Consider the following 16,672-nt stretch of genomic DNA (forward strand, 5'->3'; position numbering starts at 1 on the left):
ATAAAAAAGAGGCCGACCGTATGACCGTGCTCAATGGAACACCTCGTAATTTCCTGCGTCTAGCCCTGAGTGGGTCGGCAATGCTGGCCTGTACTATTGCCCTTGCCAACGATTTTGAAGTGCCCAGAACATCCTGGGGAGTGCCTGATGTGCAGGGTATGTGGGACTACTCCTCCCGGACCAGCATGGAACGCTCGCCGGTATTCGAGGGTGCGCTGGTCATCAGTCCGGAGCGCATGGCCGAACTTGTCCCGAGTTTCGAGCAGTGGGCAGAGGCCCTGGAGGCCACCGGTGCAGAAGCGCCGGGCCCCGACAATGTAGGTGCCTACAACTCTTTCTGGATTGATATCCGTGATGGCCTGGGCAGTGTGGATGGCGAGCTGCGCACCTCCTTTGTCATCTATCCCGAAGATGGCCGCATCCCCTGGCGTGAAGATGGCCGGGACAACCGCAATGCCCAGCGCGCCCGCATGAGCTACGATCACATCGAAAAAAACGCAGGTCCGGAAGGTTTTCCACTCTCCGAGCGCTGCCTGATCAGTTTTTCCAGCGTCATCCCGTTTACGCCCTCCCTGTATAACAACAACATGCAGATCGTGCAGTCGCCCACTCACGTGGTGATCATGGCCGAGATGGTCAACGACGCCCGTATTGTGGCGATTGATGCCGAGTTCCCCGAGAACATGATTCCCAAGTGGCATGGTAACTCCGTTGGCTACTATGAAAGCGATGAACTGGTGGTGGTTACCAAAGGGTTTCATCCACTGCAGGTTTCCCGAGGTGGTGGCTATACCTCGGAAAATGCCACCATCACCGAGCGTTTTCGCATCAGCCGCGAGAACGTGCTGAATTACAAGTTCACCATTGAAGATCCTGACCTGTACCGTGAGGCCTGGACCGGCGAGCTGGAAATGAAGCAGAGTGAAGGTATTTACGAATACGCCTGCCACGAAGGCAATTACGCGATGCCCGGCATTCTGGCCGGGGCGCGGCTGGAAGAGGCGGCTCAGGCCCAGAGTTCCAACTGAGGTTCTGATTCCCGGGGAGCGCTCGCGCTCCCGCAGTTAAGAATATACTGCCAGTACTGTAAACTCGTGCTCATATCATGTGTACTTGCATCTGTATGTTGATCAAGGAGTTTTCTGATGAAATCACATGTGGTCCTGTTGCTGACTCTGCTGCTGAGCTCGCTCAATAGCGCATCGGCACAGAGTGAAGACGCGGACTGCTCGCAGGCACGTCTGTTTACTTTCAGTTGGCAGTTCTCACCGGCCTGTGACATGCAGGTGCGCGGGGGCACAACACAGGGTGCGGAGCTTGAGCTGGCAGAAGGGCCGAGCGATGCATGGCAGGCGCTGCAAAATGACGGGCTGGAAGACTTTGAGCGCGACCGGCTGGCCATTCTGGCAATGGCGGGGGGATATCGGGTCAGCTTCGATTTTCTGGAAACCGTCGGATACACGCCTGGATTCGAGCCCGACCGGCCTTATCAGTCCTGGGCCACTGAATATGTCTATGTGATTGAAGACCGTGATGACTTTATCAGTCTGCAGCACATCATGGTGATGCAGTACGTAGACGAGTCGGGGAATGTGTCAGCGCCGATGGTGCAAAAGCACTGGCGGCAGGACTGGCAGTACGAGCCGTCCAGCATTCGAGTCTTTAATGGCCTTGATGAATTCGTATCGCAGCCGCTGGTCGCGGAGGAGAGGGAGGGCGTCTGGTCGCAATCGGTCTATCAGGTCGATGACTCGCCACGTTACGCCGCGGTTGGTCGCTGGCAGCACGATCACAATATCTCCTCGTGGCTCAGCTCGACTACATGGCGACCATTGCCGCGCAGGGAATCCAGTGTCCGGCAGGACTATCAGGTTCTTGTGGGAACCAACCGGCATACGATCACGCCCACTGGCTGGATGCAGGAAGAAGAGAATTTCAAGGTGGCACTGGATGCGCCCGGTCAATTGCGCGAATCGCAACCCTACCTCTCCAAGGAGCTGGGCGTTGCGCGCTATGAGCGTCTGGCGGACTTTGACTTTACGGCTGGCGATGAGTACTGGCAGGCAACCGAGCAATTCTGGCGCGACGTCAGAGCCGTCTGGCAGGAATATATAGATGCTGTTGAGGCCTTCGTCTTTTCGGAAACGGCCAACGGCATGCCACTTTTTGTATCTGTGTTCGGGCTTGCTGGTGAGGCGGCAGAAGCGACGACTTATGATGCCAGCGCCAGTCGGGCACAAATCCGCGCCCTGTTGGCTGACCATATCACGCAGCAGCCGTGAGTCAGGCCTGTGAGGTCTGATGGACCGGCGACCCGGCACTGCCCAGACGCTCACGCAGCCGCAATTGTGTTTCAATGGTTTATGTTCTGCCCGATTTCAGCGAAAATAGCCGGCTGGAACACTGAGGGCCGCCGCGCATGATATTGATGATCGACAATTATGATTCCTTCACCTGGAACATTGTGCAGTACCTGGGTGAACTGGGAGCGGATGTCCAGGTGTACCGGAATGACGCCATCTCGCTGGCTGATATTGAAAAGCTGGCGCCGCAGAAAATCGTCATTTCACCAGGCCCCTGCACCCCCTCTGAGGCGGGTATCTCGATTGATGTCATCAAGAGCTTTGCCGGAACAATCCCATTGCTCGGCGTTTGCCTGGGTCACCAGGCAATCGGGCAGGCCTACGGCGGTGATGTCATCCGTGCCCGTCAGGTGATGCACGGCAAGCTGTCTCCGGTCTACCACCAGAATGTTGGCGTATTCAGCGGGCTGCCCAGTCCTTTTACAGCGACCCGCTACCATTCGCTGGTAATTGACAGTAAAACCTTGCCGGACTGCCTCGAAGTGACGGCATGGACGCAGCTGCCTGATGGGAGTGTCGACGAGATTATGGGTGTGCGTCATAAAACGCTGGACGTGGAAGGCGTGCAATTTCACCCGGAATCCATCCTGAGCGAACACGGTCACCAGTTGCTGCAGAACTTTCTGGAAAGAGGATAACAGCCACATGGATATCAAACAGGCGATACGGCACCTGTCAGCAGGGCAGGATCTGGATGCAGGCCAGACAGCAGGGCTGATTCGCGAGATGATGACCGGTCAGTGCACTGATGCCCAGATCGCTGCCTTCCTCGTCGCCCTGCAGATCAAGGGCATAAAAACAGCTGAGTTGCTGGGTGCGGCACGCGTCATGCGGGAGCTGGCAACGCCTGTTGCAGTGCCACCGGACGCACATCTGGTGGATACCTGCGGTACCGGTGGTACGGGCACAGACACCTTCAATATTTCTACATCGGCGGCCATGGTGGCAGCCTGCGCAGGCGCCCGGGTGGCCAAGCATGGCAACCGTGGAGCCACCAGCAAAAGCGGCAGCGCTGATCTGCTGGAGGCGGCTGGCGTCAACCTTGGTATCAGTCCGGAACAGGTAGCGCAATGTATTCAGACCCTGGGAGTCGGTTTCATGTTTGCGCCCGGACACCACAGCGCCATGAAGCATGTAATTGGCCCGCGCCGTGAAATCGGTGTGCGTACCATCTTTAATATGCTGGGACCATTGACGAATCCAGCGGGAGCTCCGAATCAGGTGATGGGAGTATTTGCTGCGGAATGGATCGAGCCGATACTGGATGTCCTTCAGGAACTTGGCAGCCGGCATGTGCTGGTGCTGTCCGCTGACGACGGACTGGATGAAATCAGCCTGTCCGCGAGTACGCAGATCGGTGAATTGCGAGATGGGCATATCACACGGTATACCGTGTCGCCAGCGGACTTCGGCATGCAGCAGCGCAGTGACTATCGTGCCCTGCAGGTGGAGTCTCCACAGCAGAGCCTGGAGCTGGTGAAAAAAGCACTGAGCTACCGGGACGAGGCTGCAGGCGATATTGTGGCTTTGAACGCCGGAGCTGCCATCTACGCGGCTAACCTCTGCGACGATCTGCCGGCAGGTGTGGCACGCGCACAAGAGATACTGAAAAGTGGTGCTGCGCTAGAGAAACTGCAGCAGCTGGCTGAAATGACACAAGGGTTTGCCAAGTGAGCACAAGCACGATTCTGGAAAAAATACTCGACCGCAAGCAGTGGGAGATTCAGCAGAACAGCCAGCAGGTCAGCCTGGCCATGCAGGAAAAGCTGGCGCGCGACACCATGGACGACAGGCGGGGTTTCATAAGCGCACTGCGAGAGCGCATGGATCAGCAGAAGACGGCTGTGATTGCCGAGATCAAAAAAGCGTCTCCGAGCAAAGGCCTGATTCGCGAAGACTTTGACCCGGCACGTATTGCTGCCCAGTATGCGGCAGCTGGCGCCAATTGCCTGTCTGTGCTGACCGACGAACATTTTTTTCAGGGCAGCAATGAATATCTCAAGCAGGCGCGCGCGGCCTGTGACCTGCCTATTATTCGCAAGGACTTCATCGTTGACCCCTATCAGGTGGCAGAAGCTGGGGCCATCGGGGCTGATTGTATCCTGCTGATTGTAGCGGCCCTGAACCCGGTGCGCCTGAAAGAGCTGTCGCAGTGCGCCGCAGACTTTGCCCTTGATGTGCTTGTTGAAGTTCACAATGAAACCGAGCTGGATGTAGCCCTGTCTGCAGGTTTCGATCTGATAGGTATCAACAATCGAAACCTGCATACCTTTCATACCGATCTGGATACCACGCTGCGCCTGGCAGAGCGGGTGCCCGAAGAAAAACTGATTGTCACCGAAAGTGGTATCAGCACTGCTGCTGATGTCAAACACATGGTGTCACGTGGAATTTATGGATTCCTGATTGGTGAGACATTCATGCGAGCCGACGATCCGGGTGAAAAGCTGCGCGAATTGTTTGACTGACTAAACATTCCCTGCGAACAGCCGATACCAGTCACTATGAGAACGATCTCAATAATGACGACCCGGGCCGTAAATGTTCGTACCCAACCTGCTGACCATCTTCTTTTTGCTGCTTCTACTGTGGGCTGGGTTACTGCTGGCCAAGTGGGCCTTGCATCATCAGTCCGAGCAGTACTGGCGGCTTCGCCAGCTGGCAACGGTGGATGAGCGGCGGCGTCAGATATACGAAGCCAGTCGTGCCCTGCTGCAGATGGACACCGATCCCGAAATCCTGCAGCCGCTCTACGAAACCCTGACAAACGATATAAAAACCATTCAACGCCTCGATCCGTCCCGGCGTGACCTGGATGCTCAGCTAAAAGAAGCGGAGACCTCCGGCCGCAAACGCGGCAGCGGTTCGGCTGGCGGCAGTGCTGCGGTGGCAACCGAGCAGGAGCTGAGTGTTGCCCAGCGACACATACAGCGCGCGTTGCAGATATTCATGGATTTGTACAAAGGCGAAAAAATCAGTGCCAGTCAGTTTGAGTCAGCCCGTGACAAACTGCGAACACTGGGCCTGCGGGTAGCGGTTAATTCCAGTTTGCTGATGGCTCAGAAAGCAATTGAGCATGAGGATGGCATTCGGGCCATGTCATGCTATCGGCGTGCCGAGAGTCTGTTGGGCATGAGGGGGCTGCCGCAGGATGAAAAGCGCGACAAGCTCGCCTACATCAAGGCCGAACGGGAGAAACTGTTTGCCAATGGTGGGCGCGGCCTGTTGATGCTGGCTTCCGGCGAATAATCAGCGGGTTCCAAAAACCACAATGGTTTGTCCGTGAACCGAAATCAGCTGCTGCTCTTCGAGTGTCTTTAAAACACGTCCGGCCATTTCCCGCGAACAATTAACCAGGCTGCCAAGCTCCTGTCGGGTAATTTTGATCTGCATGCCATTGGGGTGGGTCATTGCCGCCGGTTCTTTACTGAGCTCAATCAGCGTGCGCGCGATGCGGCCCGTCACATCATAAAAAGCCAGATCACCCAGTTTTCGTGTCGTATGTCGCAGACGGTTGGCCATCTGCTTGCCAATGGTGAAGAGGATTTCGGGGTGGGCCCGCACATAGCTGTTGAACCTGGCGTACTCAATTTCTGCAATTTCGCAGCCGGTGCGGGCGCGGCAGAATGCGCTGCGTGACTGCAGGGAATCAAACAGGCCCATCTCGCCAAAGAAGTCCCCTGGGTTCAGATAGGCTATGATCACTTCCTTGCCTTCCTCTTCTTCCAGATACACGGACACTGTGCCCTTCATGATGTAGTAGAGCGTAGTGGGTTCATCACCCGCGTAGATGACAGTCTGACCTCGCTCATACTTGCGGATCTGGCAGAAGGCCAGAAAATTGTGCAGATCATCAATGTGGGGAGTGATGGCCATCAGCGCCATATCGGTGCTCTCCTGGTTGTTGGTCGGAATTCCCTTGTCCGGATGTCACTTGATTGTAACGCAAGCCATGAGCTCACGGCTAACTCTGACGCACAGGCTGTGGTAATCTTTCGCACCCGCTGACAGGAGTACAGGAGCAAGTGATGAAAGCAACAGTTCGTTGGGTTAACAACGCGATGTTTTTGGGCGAATCCGGCAGTGGCCATACGGTGGTCATGGATGGTCCCGAGGACAGCGGTGGCCGGAATCTGGGTGTACGCCCGATGGAGATGCTGTTGATCGGCACCGGGGGATGTTCTTCATTTGACGTGGTCAATATTCTTCGCAAGTCCCGGCAACAGGTGACTGATTGTCAGGTCGACATGCAGGCCACGCGCGCAGACGCTGTGCCGGCTGTGTTCGAAAGCATTCACATGCACTTTATCGTGACCGGCAAAGAGCTGAGTGAGAAACAGGTTGAGCGGGCAGTGTCGCTGTCGGCTGAAAAATACTGTTCGGCTTCCATCATGCTGGCTGGCGCTGGCGTAAAGATGACGCATACCTTCGAGATCGTTGAAGCCTGAGCCACTCTAGCGATGCAGCAGCTGCAGCTCGATTGTCTTGAGCAGCAGCTGCAGGCTGAGTGTGGGAATGTCCTCATCAGGACGCTCGCTGTTCAGGTAGTCGCAAAGTCCAGCGAAATTAACTCCCTGTTGCAGTCTCTGCAGGAAACCTGCCATCAGTTCGCTGATACGGTGGAACTGCATCCGATAATCTGATCTGCGCACCAGATACCATGCACAATCAGTATCCGTAAACCTCATTGCAGAGAAGCTGGTTTCTCCTGGCACAGGGTCCCGAGAGTTCATGTGTTGCTGCATCTGACTCCAGTACTGTTCCAGGTCAAATGCACTGCTCATGATGGCCCAGTCCTGTTTAACCTGCCAGCGCGTCTCCGGCCACTGATCAGGCGGCAGACACTGAAGCTGCGCCTGGGTGTAGGCAGGTTCGTCAGCGCGATCGAACAGCTCGATCAGCAGGCTTTCCAGCTCGATGATGCTGATCAGGGCTGGCAGCTTTCCGAACTGCTGGTGTTGCCGAACGAAAGCCAGCAGGTTTTCGCCCAGCAGGCCCATAGGCCCGGGGCGCGGTGGTGAGCTTGCCAGGTACTCGATCCAGAGTCGGGTATACACATCCTGACCCAGGGTGTGATAGGTCACTGGGAAAAGCTCGGAGGAAATTTGTATCAGTCGCTGGTGGTAGGCGTTGTTGTAAATCGCCAGCGCTTCGACCTGGCTTATTTCCCGGTGAGGTTTGAATAGCTGCTGGATATCATCGGCGCTCTCGCGCAGGTCCTGCGGCCGGGTTATCCACTTCCAGAAAGCTTCCTGTTCCTCTGACCAGGTCATCAGCCTGCTCTCCACGGGCACGATGCTGCGTATGTCATTGGATGTCCAGCGCCTGCTGCTGAATCGCTCTGGCCTGTGCCAGTTCAGCAATCAGCTCCTGCAGCGGGGGTATTTTGTCGTCCCGTTCCAGCAGGGTTGCTGTGGCACCGAATCGTTTGCAGGCTGCGGCATACAGTTCCCACACAGGGTCGCTGACGGCCTGATCGTGGGTGTCGATAATATGACTGCTGTTATGCGTGTGCCCGGCCAGATGGAACTGCGCAACACAGTCTGGTCTTAGTGCCTGCAGGGACTGATAGGGATCAAGCCCCAGGTTGAAACAGCTGACATAGAGATTGTTTACATCCAGCAGTATCTGACAGCCGGTTCTCTCCACCAGGGTGTTGATGAACTCGGCCTCACTCATACTGGCAGACCGGAACTGAATGTAGACTGACGGGTTTTCCAGCACGATGTGGTGGCCGAGGTAGTCCTGAATCTGGCTTACTTTACCGGCAACCTGATCCAGCGTCTCCTGATTGTAGGCGATGGGCAGCAGGTCGTGTGAGGTTTTGCCGTGCAGTCCTGTCCAGCAGAGATGGTCGGACACCCAGGCCGGTTGTACTTCTTCAATCAGCGCCTTGAGTTGCTTCAGGTAGTCAAAGTCGGGCGCTTCGGCTGTGCCAATGTTGAATGACAGGCCATGTAAAACAACAGGGTAGTGTTCGCGAACCTGGCGCAGAATCGCGCGCGGGCGCCCGCCAGGGGCCAGGTAGTTCTCGGTTATCAGCTCAAACCAGTCGACGTCGGGCCACCCAGTCAGCACGTCATTGTAGTGCTGACTGCGCAGACCCAATCCGAAGCCAAGCATGGCAGGGGGTGGCTTTACAGCGACGACAGCACCGTGCCGCCAAGCTTCTCGCACAGTGAGTCAGAGATGTCTTTGCTATCGCTGTATACGCCAACAAATCCGATGCCATGACAGGTGTTCTGACCCGCACAATTGGCGTTGGCATTGCCCTTACAGGCACTGAGACCTGCGCAGGTGAAAACGTCATTGCAGTAAGTCACCTGTACAGCGTCCGATGCCAGGTCAGTTCCTGCAGCTGCTGTCAGCGCTTTGGCCTGAGTACCGCCCATGACCTGACACATGACTGAGGAAAAGTTTTCATTGCCGGTGCTGACGGCGGCAAAGGCAGTGTCCGGAACGTCCTGACACACGCTGACCTTGACCGGCTGGTCCGGGTTGTTATCCAGCGAATCGAAGGCTGAAGCCGCGGCGGTACCGGACATCAGCAACGCGGCCGCCGCGCTGGCGAGTTTCCAACCTTCTGACTTATTTGCTGCATTCATACTGACTCTCCTGAACATTTCTATAATTCCGGACTGCGTTGACACCGCAACAGTCCGATAACCATATCGTTATGTGGCAACCATTATGCGCGTAGAGCAACTTAATGGCGCCTTAATATTGTTACGAATGGCAACGTTTCCCGGATTATCGCATCTACATGCGCGCAAACAAGTCACTGCGTCAATATGTCACAGTGGGGTTGATGTCACGATTTCCCTGATGGAGCTACTGTTTTTCCAGAAAAAGCCGGGTACGGGCCTCCAGACGGTCAATGCGCAGGCGCAGATCGTCAACTCTGGACTGAAAACCGGCAATTTCATGTCGGCTGGGCAGCAACGCGGCCTCCTGTTGCAGGAAGTCAGTGGTGTCCTGCCGCAGTGACGAAATCGTCATCTCTGTCTGCTGGCGGGCTTTTGTGAGTGCGGAGGCAGCCAGGTGGAAAGCCGGATTGTCGAACAGATCCTGCCACTGCAGCTCAAGTTGCGTCACCGCGCGGTGCAGTGCCTGAATCAGATGCACATCACCACTGAGCTGCAGTTCCGGATGGTAAAGTGCAGCAGCCGGGTCATCGCTTTGCAGCAGGCCCAGCAATGCGGCACGGGTGCCACGAATAGTGGCATCAATTGGCTCTTCGGGTTCGACAAGCAGGTGAATGCGATCGGCGCTTATTTGCAGTGCGAGTGAAAGGCGTGGGGAGCTGGTACACTCCAGCTGAATCAGCTTGTCGGGCGCAACCTTGTGCAGTGAGGCGATGATATGGGGGTCCCGCTTGAGAAACAGGTTCAGTCCCGCCTCAATGGGCTGCAGCATCGCAAACTTCAACAGTGCGCTCATGGCAGGCTGCCTATTTGTAACCAATATGGATGGCGCTGATTCCGCCCAGCAGGTTGTGATACTTGCAATCCCGGAAACCGGCTTCCTGCATCATGGACTTGAGGGTTTCCTGATCTGGATGCATACGAATCGATTCCACCAGGTAACGGTAGCTGTCGGCATCGCCGGTGACTGCTTTGCCTGCTACCGGCCACAGCGCTGACCAGGCATCGTAGGCCTTGCCAAGAACCGGGTTGACCGGTTTTGAGAACTCCAGCACCAGCGCGCGGCCGCCAGGTTTGAGTGTCTGGTACATGGAGCGCAGCGCGGCATCCTTGTCAGTGACGTTGCGCAAACCATAGGCAATAACAATGCAGTCAAAACTTTCCGGCTCAAACGGCAGGTGTTCGGCATTGACCTGCGCGATGCTGATATTGCCTGTCAGCCCCCGGTCCAGCAGTCGATCGCGACCCACCTTGAGCATGGAATCATTGATGTCAGCCAGCACCACCTGGCCGCTGGGGCCCACCAGCGGGGAAAATTTCATGGAAAAATCCCCCGTACCACCGGCCAGGTCGAGAACACGCTGGCCTGTCCGCACGCCGCTGAGCTGTACCGTAAACTGCTTGATGACACGGTGCGTGCCCATGGATATCAGGTCATTCATCACATCATAGCGATTGGCGACTGAGTGAAATACCTGGCCCACACGCCGGGTTTTTTCCGCGGGACTTACAGTCTGGTAGCCGAAGTGGGTACCCGCTTCGCTATCCGCGTGTGTGCTGTGGGAATCGTTATGTTGGTGGTTGCTCATGAGTGATTGGTCCTGATCGGATCTGTAATGGTAATCACTTGTGCATCATCACGCAATCGACCCGCCCGTCTCAGGCGTTCAAGATAGTCCTGCCACAACTGTTCATGGCGGGAGCAGAGGTCGAACAGATAATCCCAGGTAAAAATGCCACTGTCGTGTCCATCATCAAAACTGAGCTGTATGGCATAGTGGCCTACGCCGCGAACGCCGGTCACGCGTACATGGCGTTTTCCCCATTGCAGGACGGCCTGTTCTGGGCCATGACCGGTCACTTCAGCAGAGGGGGAGTGTACGCGAAGGAATTCAGCGGGCAGTTGGTAAGCGGCGCCGTCAGCATACGCGAGCTCCAGCACATTGCTGGTTTTGCGAAGTCGGATGCTGACGGGCGTCTTGTCCATTACAGGATGAAACGGCTCAGGTCTTCGTTACGCGCCAGGTCACCCAGTTGCTTTTCAACGTATGCGGCATCGATGGTCAGGTCGCGGTTTTCGCCAACGCCCAGATCTGCAGCAGTGAATGATACTTCTTCCAGCAAGCGCTCCATGACAGTATGCAGGCGACGGGCGCCGATGTTTTCAGTGCGCTCATTTACTTCCCAGGCGGTCTCGGCCAGCTTGGCAATGCCGTCGTCGGTGAAGGTGACATTCAGCCCTTCTGTGGCCAGCAAGGCGCGATACTGTTCTGTCAATGCTGCATTAGGTTCAGTCAGAATGCGCTCGAAGTCTCTGGCACTCAGCGCGTCAAGCTCTACACGAATTGGCAGGCGGCCCTGAAGCTCGGGGATCAGGTCCGAAGGTTTGGACAGGTGAAAGGCGCCAGATGCAATAAACAGAATATGATCAGTTTTGACACTGCCATACTTGGTTGTCACGGTAGAGCCTTCTATCAATGGCAGCAGGTCACGTTGCACACCTTCGCGAGACACGCCACCGCTGTGTCCGCTCTCACTGCGTTCGGTAACTTTGTCTATCTCATCGATGAATACGATACCGGTCTGTTCTGTGACGTCGATGGCCTGGTTCTTGATTTCTTCTTCATTGACCAGCTTGGCCGCTTCTTCTTCCTTGAGCATGCGGAACGCGACCTTGATGGGCAGTCGACGCGTTTTCTTGCGACCCGTATTCATCGAAGAGAACATGTTCTTTAGCTGGCTGGTCATCTCTTCCAGTCCCGGCGGCGCCATGATCTCGACGCCTGCCGCATTGTCGCTGACGCTGATTTCAATTTCCTTGTCGTCAAGCTGACCTTCGCGCAGTTTTTTGCGGAACATCTGCCGACTGGCAGAGTTGTTGGTCTGAGGCTCTGACTCATCCTGCGCGACACTGCGCGCTGGCGGCAGCAGGGCGTCCAGGATGCGCTCTTCCGCAGCATCTTCGGCACGGTGCTGGACTTTGCGGATCTGTTCTTCACGAAGCATTTTGACAGCGATGTCCACCAGGTCGCGGACAATGGATTCCACATCACGGCCGACATAGCCCACTTCGGTGAATTTGGTGGCTTCAACTTTGATGAACGGCGCATTGGCCAGTTTGGCCAGGCGTCGGGCGATTTCAGTTTTGCCGACGCCGGTCGGGCCGATCATCAGAATATTCTTGGGAGTAATTTCCTGGCGGATCTCACTGCCAAGCTGCATACGCCGCCAGCGGTTGCGCAGGGCTATGGCAACAGCACGTTTGGCCTTGTTCTGGCCAACGATATGGCGGTCAAGTTCGGAGGCGATTTCTCGCGGAGTCATGGTTGTCATGTATTAAAATCCTGTCGCACTAATACTCAAGTTCTTCAATCACGTGCTGCTGGTTGGTGTAGACGCAGATGTCGGCAGCAATTCCCAGGCTTTTTTCCACAATGCTGCGAGCGTCCATTTCGGTGTTGTAATAAAGTGCACGGGCTGCTGATAGAGCGAATGAGCCGCCCGAGCCAATTGCCATCAGGCCGTCTTCCGGTTCGATGACATCGCCATTGCCTGTAATGATCAGTGAAGCATCTTTATCTGCAACAACCAGAAGTGCTTCGAGGCGGCGCAGAGATCGCTCTGTGCGCCAGAGTTTGGCCAGCGCCACTGCGGCACGGACCAGCTTGCCCTGGTGCTTCTCCAGCTGTTCCTCGAATCGCTCAAACAGCGTGAATGCATCGGCGGTGCCGCCGGCGAAGCCGGCGATCACCTGGTCTTTGTAAAGCCTTCTGACTTTGCGTGCATTGCCTTTCAGGACGGTGTTGCCCTGAGATACCTGGCCGTCGCCACCGACCACGACAGTGTTGCCACGGCGCACAGATAAAATAGTTGTTCCACGGAATTGCTCCAAACCGCATCTCCTTTAAACAGGCAGGAATGTTTAAATAGTTAAGTGGGGATGCAGCTGACTGGTTTCAAGGCCGGTTGAGCGTTATGCGCATGGTATCGATATTATTGCCGCGCAATGTGCTTTCGGCCTGGAGCATCTGCTCGCGGGTGTCATAGGGCCCGGCCTGTACCAGGTAGAGTGTGCGGTTGGGCATGTTTTCCTGGCGGATACGAGCGTCCAGGCCGAGTGCCAGCAGCCGGTTGAGTTGCGCACTGGCAGCTCCCTGCTGCTGGAAGGCTCCAGCCTGCAGGAGGAAGGCGCCGTTGGACAGGCTGGGTGGCACGGTTTCTGATGTGGCCACCACGGTTGCAGTAGTTGATTCAGCGGTCGCTGGAGCGTTTGAAGACTCAGCGGGCGGCTCAGTTGTTGGATCTGGTGTGCTACGCTGGGACGCTGGCACCGGTAGCGGGGTGACATCAACGACTACTTCGTAGTTTGGTAGCTCCTGATAAAACTCGAGCTGAAGTCGGGCTGCTTCCCGCTCCTGCTCCGCGGTCAGGCCATCCTCGGCGACGGTTGCGTCATCCTGGGTGAGGAACTCTGAGTCTCGCGGCGTTGCGTTTGCCATTTGCTGGCCCGGTGCCGGCGGCAGCATACCACTCATATAAATCAGCAGACCCAGGAACAGGCCAATGACAACGCCGGTCATCAGGCCGGTCAGCAATAGCGCCAGTCCCGATGATCGGGGGGGAGGGCTGGGCTCCGCCAGCGGGGTTCGAATACGGCGCTTTGCAAAATCCTGTTCCATGAATCTTATTATCCTGTCGCGGATGAGTCCGGGTCAATTTGTCATTCCCCGATTTTCCAGTGCCTTAAATCATGTCCTGCGGATCAACGTCAATTGACCAGCGCACCCGTCGTTGCCCGGGGTGTTGTTCGAGCTCATTACACAAGTGAGTCAGCACCGATTGCAAGTGCTGTCGCGAATGGCTGCGAAGTGTCAGCTGCTGCCGAAAACGGTTCGCCTTGCGCTCCATTGGTGCGGGCAGAGGGCCATTCAACTGAATCTTCAAGCGTCCGGCAGCACCTGATGGTGACTGATGCATTTGCTCAATCATCTGCCTGGCGTCGTTCAGAAACCGGGCCGGGGCTGAGGCGTTAATTGCTTCTGCGCGAAGCACAGCCATGTAGCTGAACGGAGGCATGTCGCTCAGCTGCCGCTCCTCCAGGAGTGTGCCAGCCAGTGTATGATACCCCTCGGTGACCAGAGTCCGCAGATGCTGATGGCTGCTGTGACGAGTCTGAATCATCACCTGGCCAGGCTGCTCGGCCCGACCCGCACGACCGGATACCTGTGTGAGGAGTTGTGCCATGAATTCCGGCCCACGAAAATCGGCGCTGAACAGCCCGCTGTCGGCATCGAGTATCCCCACCAGTGTAACGTTCGGGAAATGATGGCCCTTGGCCAGCATCTGCGTTCCCACCAGGATACAGGGCTCTCCGGTCGCCACCTTAGCCAGCAGTTTATCAAGATCATCTTTTCGGCGCGTCGCATCGCGATCGACACGGAGTACCGGTATGTCCGGGAAATGCTGTTGAAGGGCGACCTCGCATCGTTCTGTGCCGACGCCGGTGGTCGTCAGCGCTTTGCCCTGACAGCCGGGGCAATGACTGTGCACTGGCTCGCGACGATCACAGTGGTGGCAGCGCAAATGTGAGGGATGTCGATGCAGCGTCAGGCGCGCATCGCAGTCTCGGCACTCTGCTGTCCAGCCGCAGTCCTGGCACTGCAGCACAGGCGCAAAGCCACGCCGGTTGATAAAAATAAGTGCCTGATTACCCCGGCGCAGATGATCCTGCAGGCAGCTTAGCAGTTCCTGAGTCAGCCCGTCTGGCGCCGGTGGCTGGCGCTGCGTGTCTATGAGCATGTAATGGGGCATGGTGGCAGATCCCGCCCGTTCAGTCAGGCGAAGATGTTTGTAGCGACCAGACCTGGCATTCAACAGACTTTCCAGTGACGGCGTCGCCGAACCGAGCACAATCGGGATGGACTCACGACGCGCCCGCATAACGCCCAGGTCCCGGGCTGAATATCGAAACCCGTCCTGCTGCTTTAGGGAGTTATCGTGTTCTTCATCGATGACGATCAGGCCCGGGTCTGCCAGTGGTGTAAAAATCGCCGAGCGGGTGCCAATTGTGATGCGTGCACTGCCCTGAGCTGATTCCAGCCAGGCATTCAGGCGTTGTCGGGGCGTCAGGCCAGAATGCATGATGGCAATCGGGACCTTAAAGCGTTGGCGGAAACGAGACACGGTTTGTGGTGTCAGGCTGATTTCCGGCACCAGGACCAGCACCTGTCTGCCCCGGTCCAACGTCTGCTGGATAGCCTGCAGATAAACTTCAGTCTTGCCGCTGCCCGTTACCCCATCCAGCAGAAAGCAGTTAAACCGCTGCGGTTCTGCAACAATGGCATTCACTGCCTGTTGCTGCATGGTGTTCAGTGAAAGTGGTTGATCAGGTTGATCCTGTCCGTCGCGCAGATCTGATTTTCGCCGCTTGATGGTGGCTACGCCCTTATTGCGAAGGCCGGCTGGCAAAATGGTGTGCAGCGCTTCACCGATCGGGTGCTGATAGTATTGTGCCGCCCATAACCACAGCGAAAGCAAATGGGGCGGCAACAGAGCCTCCTCGTCCAGTACGTCCAGTACATCCTTGATCTTGTCTGACGACACATCCGAGCTCACTGAGACGTCGACTACGATACCGGTCAATTCGCGCGAACCAAACGGGACACGAATCCGTGTACCGGGCTGGGGGGTTTCAAAGCTATCAGGCAGCCGGTAATCAAACAGCCTCCGCAGGGGTGAGGGCACAGCAACCCTGAGGATTCGATGTTGTGATTCTGGGGAAGCGGACACGCAGCAGATCCGGAGTTGAACAGAGGGCGGATTGATTGCCAAGTATAACTGGTTTTAGCGGATGGCTGCTTCCATTATACTGTGTGCACTAATGCCCAATCGGTAGAGAGAACAAATGAAACAGGAATCAGCGCCCACCGATGCTTCTGTGGCGGAGCAGAAAACTGACGGGCAGTCGTCCGCCGAGCAACCCTCGGTCGAATGGAGTCCGGCAGAATGGCAGGCAGAGCTGCTTGAGTTGCGCAAACAGATCGATCGACTGGATCACGGGCTGGTGCTGATGCTGGCAAACCGTTTTGCGCTGACTCGCCGCGTCGGCAACATCAAAGCAAGGGTCGGTCTGCAGTCGTTCGACCCAAAGCGTGAGGCAGAGAAACTTGCCGATATTCGTCAGCTTTGCGAACGGCATGGCGTAAACGGCGACCTGGTTGCCGAGATGCTTGCCCAGATAATGCGTGAGACGGTCAAGAATCATGACCGCATTCGCTCTGGACTGGAGTCCGGGCGCTGAATCTACTTGCGTGCCTTGCATTCTCTGATACAATGACGCCCCTTTTTCCACGGTTCACCAGTGTGAATGCATTGGTTGACGCTACAGGTATGGTGCACGGCAGGGGCTGTGTGGCGATGCCAGTATTGATGAGGTAATACCAATGAAAGCGGATATCCATCCAAAGTATCAGGCCATGAAGGCCACCTGCAGCTGCGGTAACGTGATTGAAACCCGATCCACTTTGGGCAAAGACATGATGCTCGACGTGTGTGCAGCCTGCCACCCGTTCTATACCGGCAAGCAGAAGATCGTAGACAGCGCCGGTCGTGTTGATCGCTTCAACAAGCGCTTCGGTAACCGATCACTCAAGTAATCGCTGCCTG

General features: G+C 56.3%; 20 protein-coding genes. 9 read left to right on the forward strand and 11 right to left on the reverse strand.

Annotated features, from left to right (window positions below; all coding sequences use genetic code 11):
• The first annotated feature begins 20 nt into the window (after window positions 1-20).
• The 6 genes from QGM61_RS08655 (at window position 21) to QGM61_RS08680 (ending at window position 5,612) form a co-directional block, all read left to right on the forward strand.
• A complete protein-coding gene (locus QGM61_RS08655; protein ID WP_281132718.1) occupies window positions 21-1,028 on the forward strand; it encodes a hypothetical protein in 1,008 nt (335 codons plus the stop codon).
• A gap of 117 nt (window positions 1,029-1,145) precedes the next feature.
• The gene (locus QGM61_RS08660) at window positions 1,146-2,282 is read left to right on the forward strand and encodes a DUF6607 family protein (RefSeq protein ID WP_281132719.1); all 1,137 of its coding nucleotides are present in this window, start codon (window positions 1,146-1,148) and stop codon (window positions 2,280-2,282) included.
• Between the two features lie 137 nt (window positions 2,283-2,419).
• A complete protein-coding gene (locus QGM61_RS08665; RefSeq protein WP_281132720.1) occupies window positions 2,420-3,001 on the forward strand; it encodes an anthranilate synthase component II in 582 nt (193 codons plus the stop codon).
• A gap of 7 nt (window positions 3,002-3,008) precedes the next feature.
• Window positions 3,009-4,037 carry an anthranilate phosphoribosyltransferase gene (gene trpD / locus QGM61_RS08670; protein WP_281132721.1) on the forward strand — a complete coding sequence of 343 codons (1,029 nt, stop codon included), beginning with the start codon at window positions 3,009-3,011 and terminating at the stop codon, window positions 4,035-4,037.
• Entirely contained in the window at window positions 4,034-4,831 is a 798-nt protein-coding gene (trpC, locus tag QGM61_RS08675) for an indole-3-glycerol phosphate synthase TrpC (RefSeq protein WP_281132722.1), read from the forward strand. The genes trpD and trpC overlap by 4 nt, the downstream gene beginning before the upstream one ends.
• A 73-nt stretch (window positions 4,832-4,904) precedes the next feature.
• Window positions 4,905-5,612, forward strand: coding sequence for a hypothetical protein (locus QGM61_RS08680; protein ID WP_237132161.1), 708 nt, complete (start codon window positions 4,905-4,907; stop codon window positions 5,610-5,612).
• Here the strand turns inward: QGM61_RS08680 and crp are convergent, their stop codons facing one another.
• A complete protein-coding gene (gene crp / locus QGM61_RS08685; protein ID WP_237132160.1) occupies window positions 5,613-6,248 on the reverse strand; it encodes a cAMP-activated global transcriptional regulator CRP in 636 nt (211 codons plus the stop codon).
• A 143-nt stretch (window positions 6,249-6,391) separates the two neighbouring features.
• On the opposite strand from crp, the gene QGM61_RS08690 reads away from it, so the two are divergent.
• Complete coding sequence (locus QGM61_RS08690; RefSeq protein WP_237132159.1) at window positions 6,392-6,811, forward strand: OsmC family protein; 420 nt, start codon at window positions 6,392-6,394, stop codon at window positions 6,809-6,811.
• A 6-nt stretch (window positions 6,812-6,817) separates the two neighbouring features.
• Here QGM61_RS08690 and QGM61_RS08695 read toward each other — a convergent pair whose 3' ends face one another.
• The 10 genes from QGM61_RS08695 to QGM61_RS08740 all read right to left on the reverse strand — a co-directional run bounded on the left by QGM61_RS08695 (window position 6,818) and on the right by QGM61_RS08740 (window position 15,796).
• The gene (locus tag QGM61_RS08695) at window positions 6,818-7,636 is read right to left on the reverse strand and encodes a putative DNA-binding domain-containing protein (RefSeq protein WP_281132723.1); all 819 of its coding nucleotides are present in this window, start codon (window positions 7,634-7,636) and stop codon (window positions 6,818-6,820) included.
• A gap of 34 nt (window positions 7,637-7,670) precedes the next feature.
• Complete coding sequence (locus QGM61_RS08700) at window positions 7,671-8,486, reverse strand: DUF692 domain-containing protein (RefSeq protein ID WP_281132724.1); 816 nt, start codon at window positions 8,484-8,486, stop codon at window positions 7,671-7,673.
• A 14-nt stretch (window positions 8,487-8,500) separates the two neighbouring features.
• On the reverse strand, window positions 8,501-8,968 hold the full coding sequence (locus QGM61_RS08705) for a hypothetical protein (RefSeq protein ID WP_237132156.1): 468 nt from the start codon (window positions 8,966-8,968) through the stop codon (window positions 8,501-8,503).
• A 226-nt stretch (window positions 8,969-9,194) separates the two neighbouring features.
• Window positions 9,195-9,803 carry an SCP2 domain-containing protein gene (locus tag QGM61_RS08710; RefSeq protein WP_237132155.1) on the reverse strand — a complete coding sequence of 203 codons (609 nt, stop codon included), beginning with the start codon at window positions 9,801-9,803 and terminating at the stop codon, window positions 9,195-9,197.
• Window positions 9,804-9,813: 10 nt separating this feature from the next.
• Window positions 9,814-10,596, reverse strand: a complete 783-nt coding sequence (ubiE, locus tag QGM61_RS08715) for a bifunctional demethylmenaquinone methyltransferase/2-methoxy-6-polyprenyl-1,4-benzoquinol methylase UbiE (RefSeq protein WP_281132725.1) — start codon at window positions 10,594-10,596, stop codon at window positions 9,814-9,816.
• Window positions 10,593-10,994: a DUF971 domain-containing protein gene (locus QGM61_RS08720; protein WP_281132726.1), complete on the reverse strand. Its 402-nt coding sequence runs from the start codon at window positions 10,992-10,994 to the stop codon at window positions 10,593-10,595. The genes ubiE and QGM61_RS08720 overlap by 4 nt, the downstream gene beginning before the upstream one ends.
• Window positions 10,994-12,340 carry an ATP-dependent protease ATPase subunit HslU gene (hslU, locus tag QGM61_RS08725; RefSeq protein WP_237132152.1) on the reverse strand — a complete coding sequence of 449 codons (1,347 nt, stop codon included), beginning with the start codon at window positions 12,338-12,340 and terminating at the stop codon, window positions 10,994-10,996. Before hslU ends, QGM61_RS08720 begins: the two co-directional genes overlap by 1 nt.
• Window positions 12,341-12,359: 19 nt before the next feature.
• Window positions 12,360-12,899: an ATP-dependent protease subunit HslV gene (gene hslV / locus QGM61_RS08730; RefSeq protein ID WP_237132151.1), complete on the reverse strand. Its 540-nt coding sequence runs from the start codon at window positions 12,897-12,899 to the stop codon at window positions 12,360-12,362.
• Between the two features lie 64 nt (window positions 12,900-12,963).
• The gene (locus tag QGM61_RS08735) at window positions 12,964-13,686 is read right to left on the reverse strand and encodes an SPOR domain-containing protein (protein WP_281132727.1); all 723 of its coding nucleotides are present in this window, start codon (window positions 13,684-13,686) and stop codon (window positions 12,964-12,966) included.
• Window positions 13,687-13,750: 64 nt separating this feature from the next.
• A complete protein-coding gene (locus QGM61_RS08740) occupies window positions 13,751-15,796 on the reverse strand; it encodes a primosomal protein N' (RefSeq protein WP_281132728.1) in 2,046 nt (681 codons plus the stop codon).
• A gap of 115 nt (window positions 15,797-15,911) precedes the next feature.
• On the opposite strand from QGM61_RS08740, the gene QGM61_RS08745 reads away from it, so the two are divergent.
• Both QGM61_RS08745 and rpmE read left to right on the forward strand, forming a co-directional pair.
• Complete coding sequence (locus tag QGM61_RS08745; RefSeq protein ID WP_237132148.1) at window positions 15,912-16,307, forward strand: chorismate mutase; 396 nt, start codon at window positions 15,912-15,914, stop codon at window positions 16,305-16,307.
• A gap of 142 nt (window positions 16,308-16,449) precedes the next feature.
• The gene (gene rpmE / locus QGM61_RS08750; RefSeq protein WP_237132147.1) at window positions 16,450-16,662 is read left to right on the forward strand and encodes a 50S ribosomal protein L31; all 213 of its coding nucleotides are present in this window, start codon (window positions 16,450-16,452) and stop codon (window positions 16,660-16,662) included.
• The last annotated feature ends 10 nt before the right edge of the window (window positions 16,663-16,672 follow it).

It is taken from the genome of Pseudohongiella sp. SYSU M77423 (assembly GCF_029911965.1).
Classification (GTDB): Bacteria; Pseudomonadota; Gammaproteobacteria; order Pseudomonadales; family Pseudohongiellaceae; genus Pseudohongiella.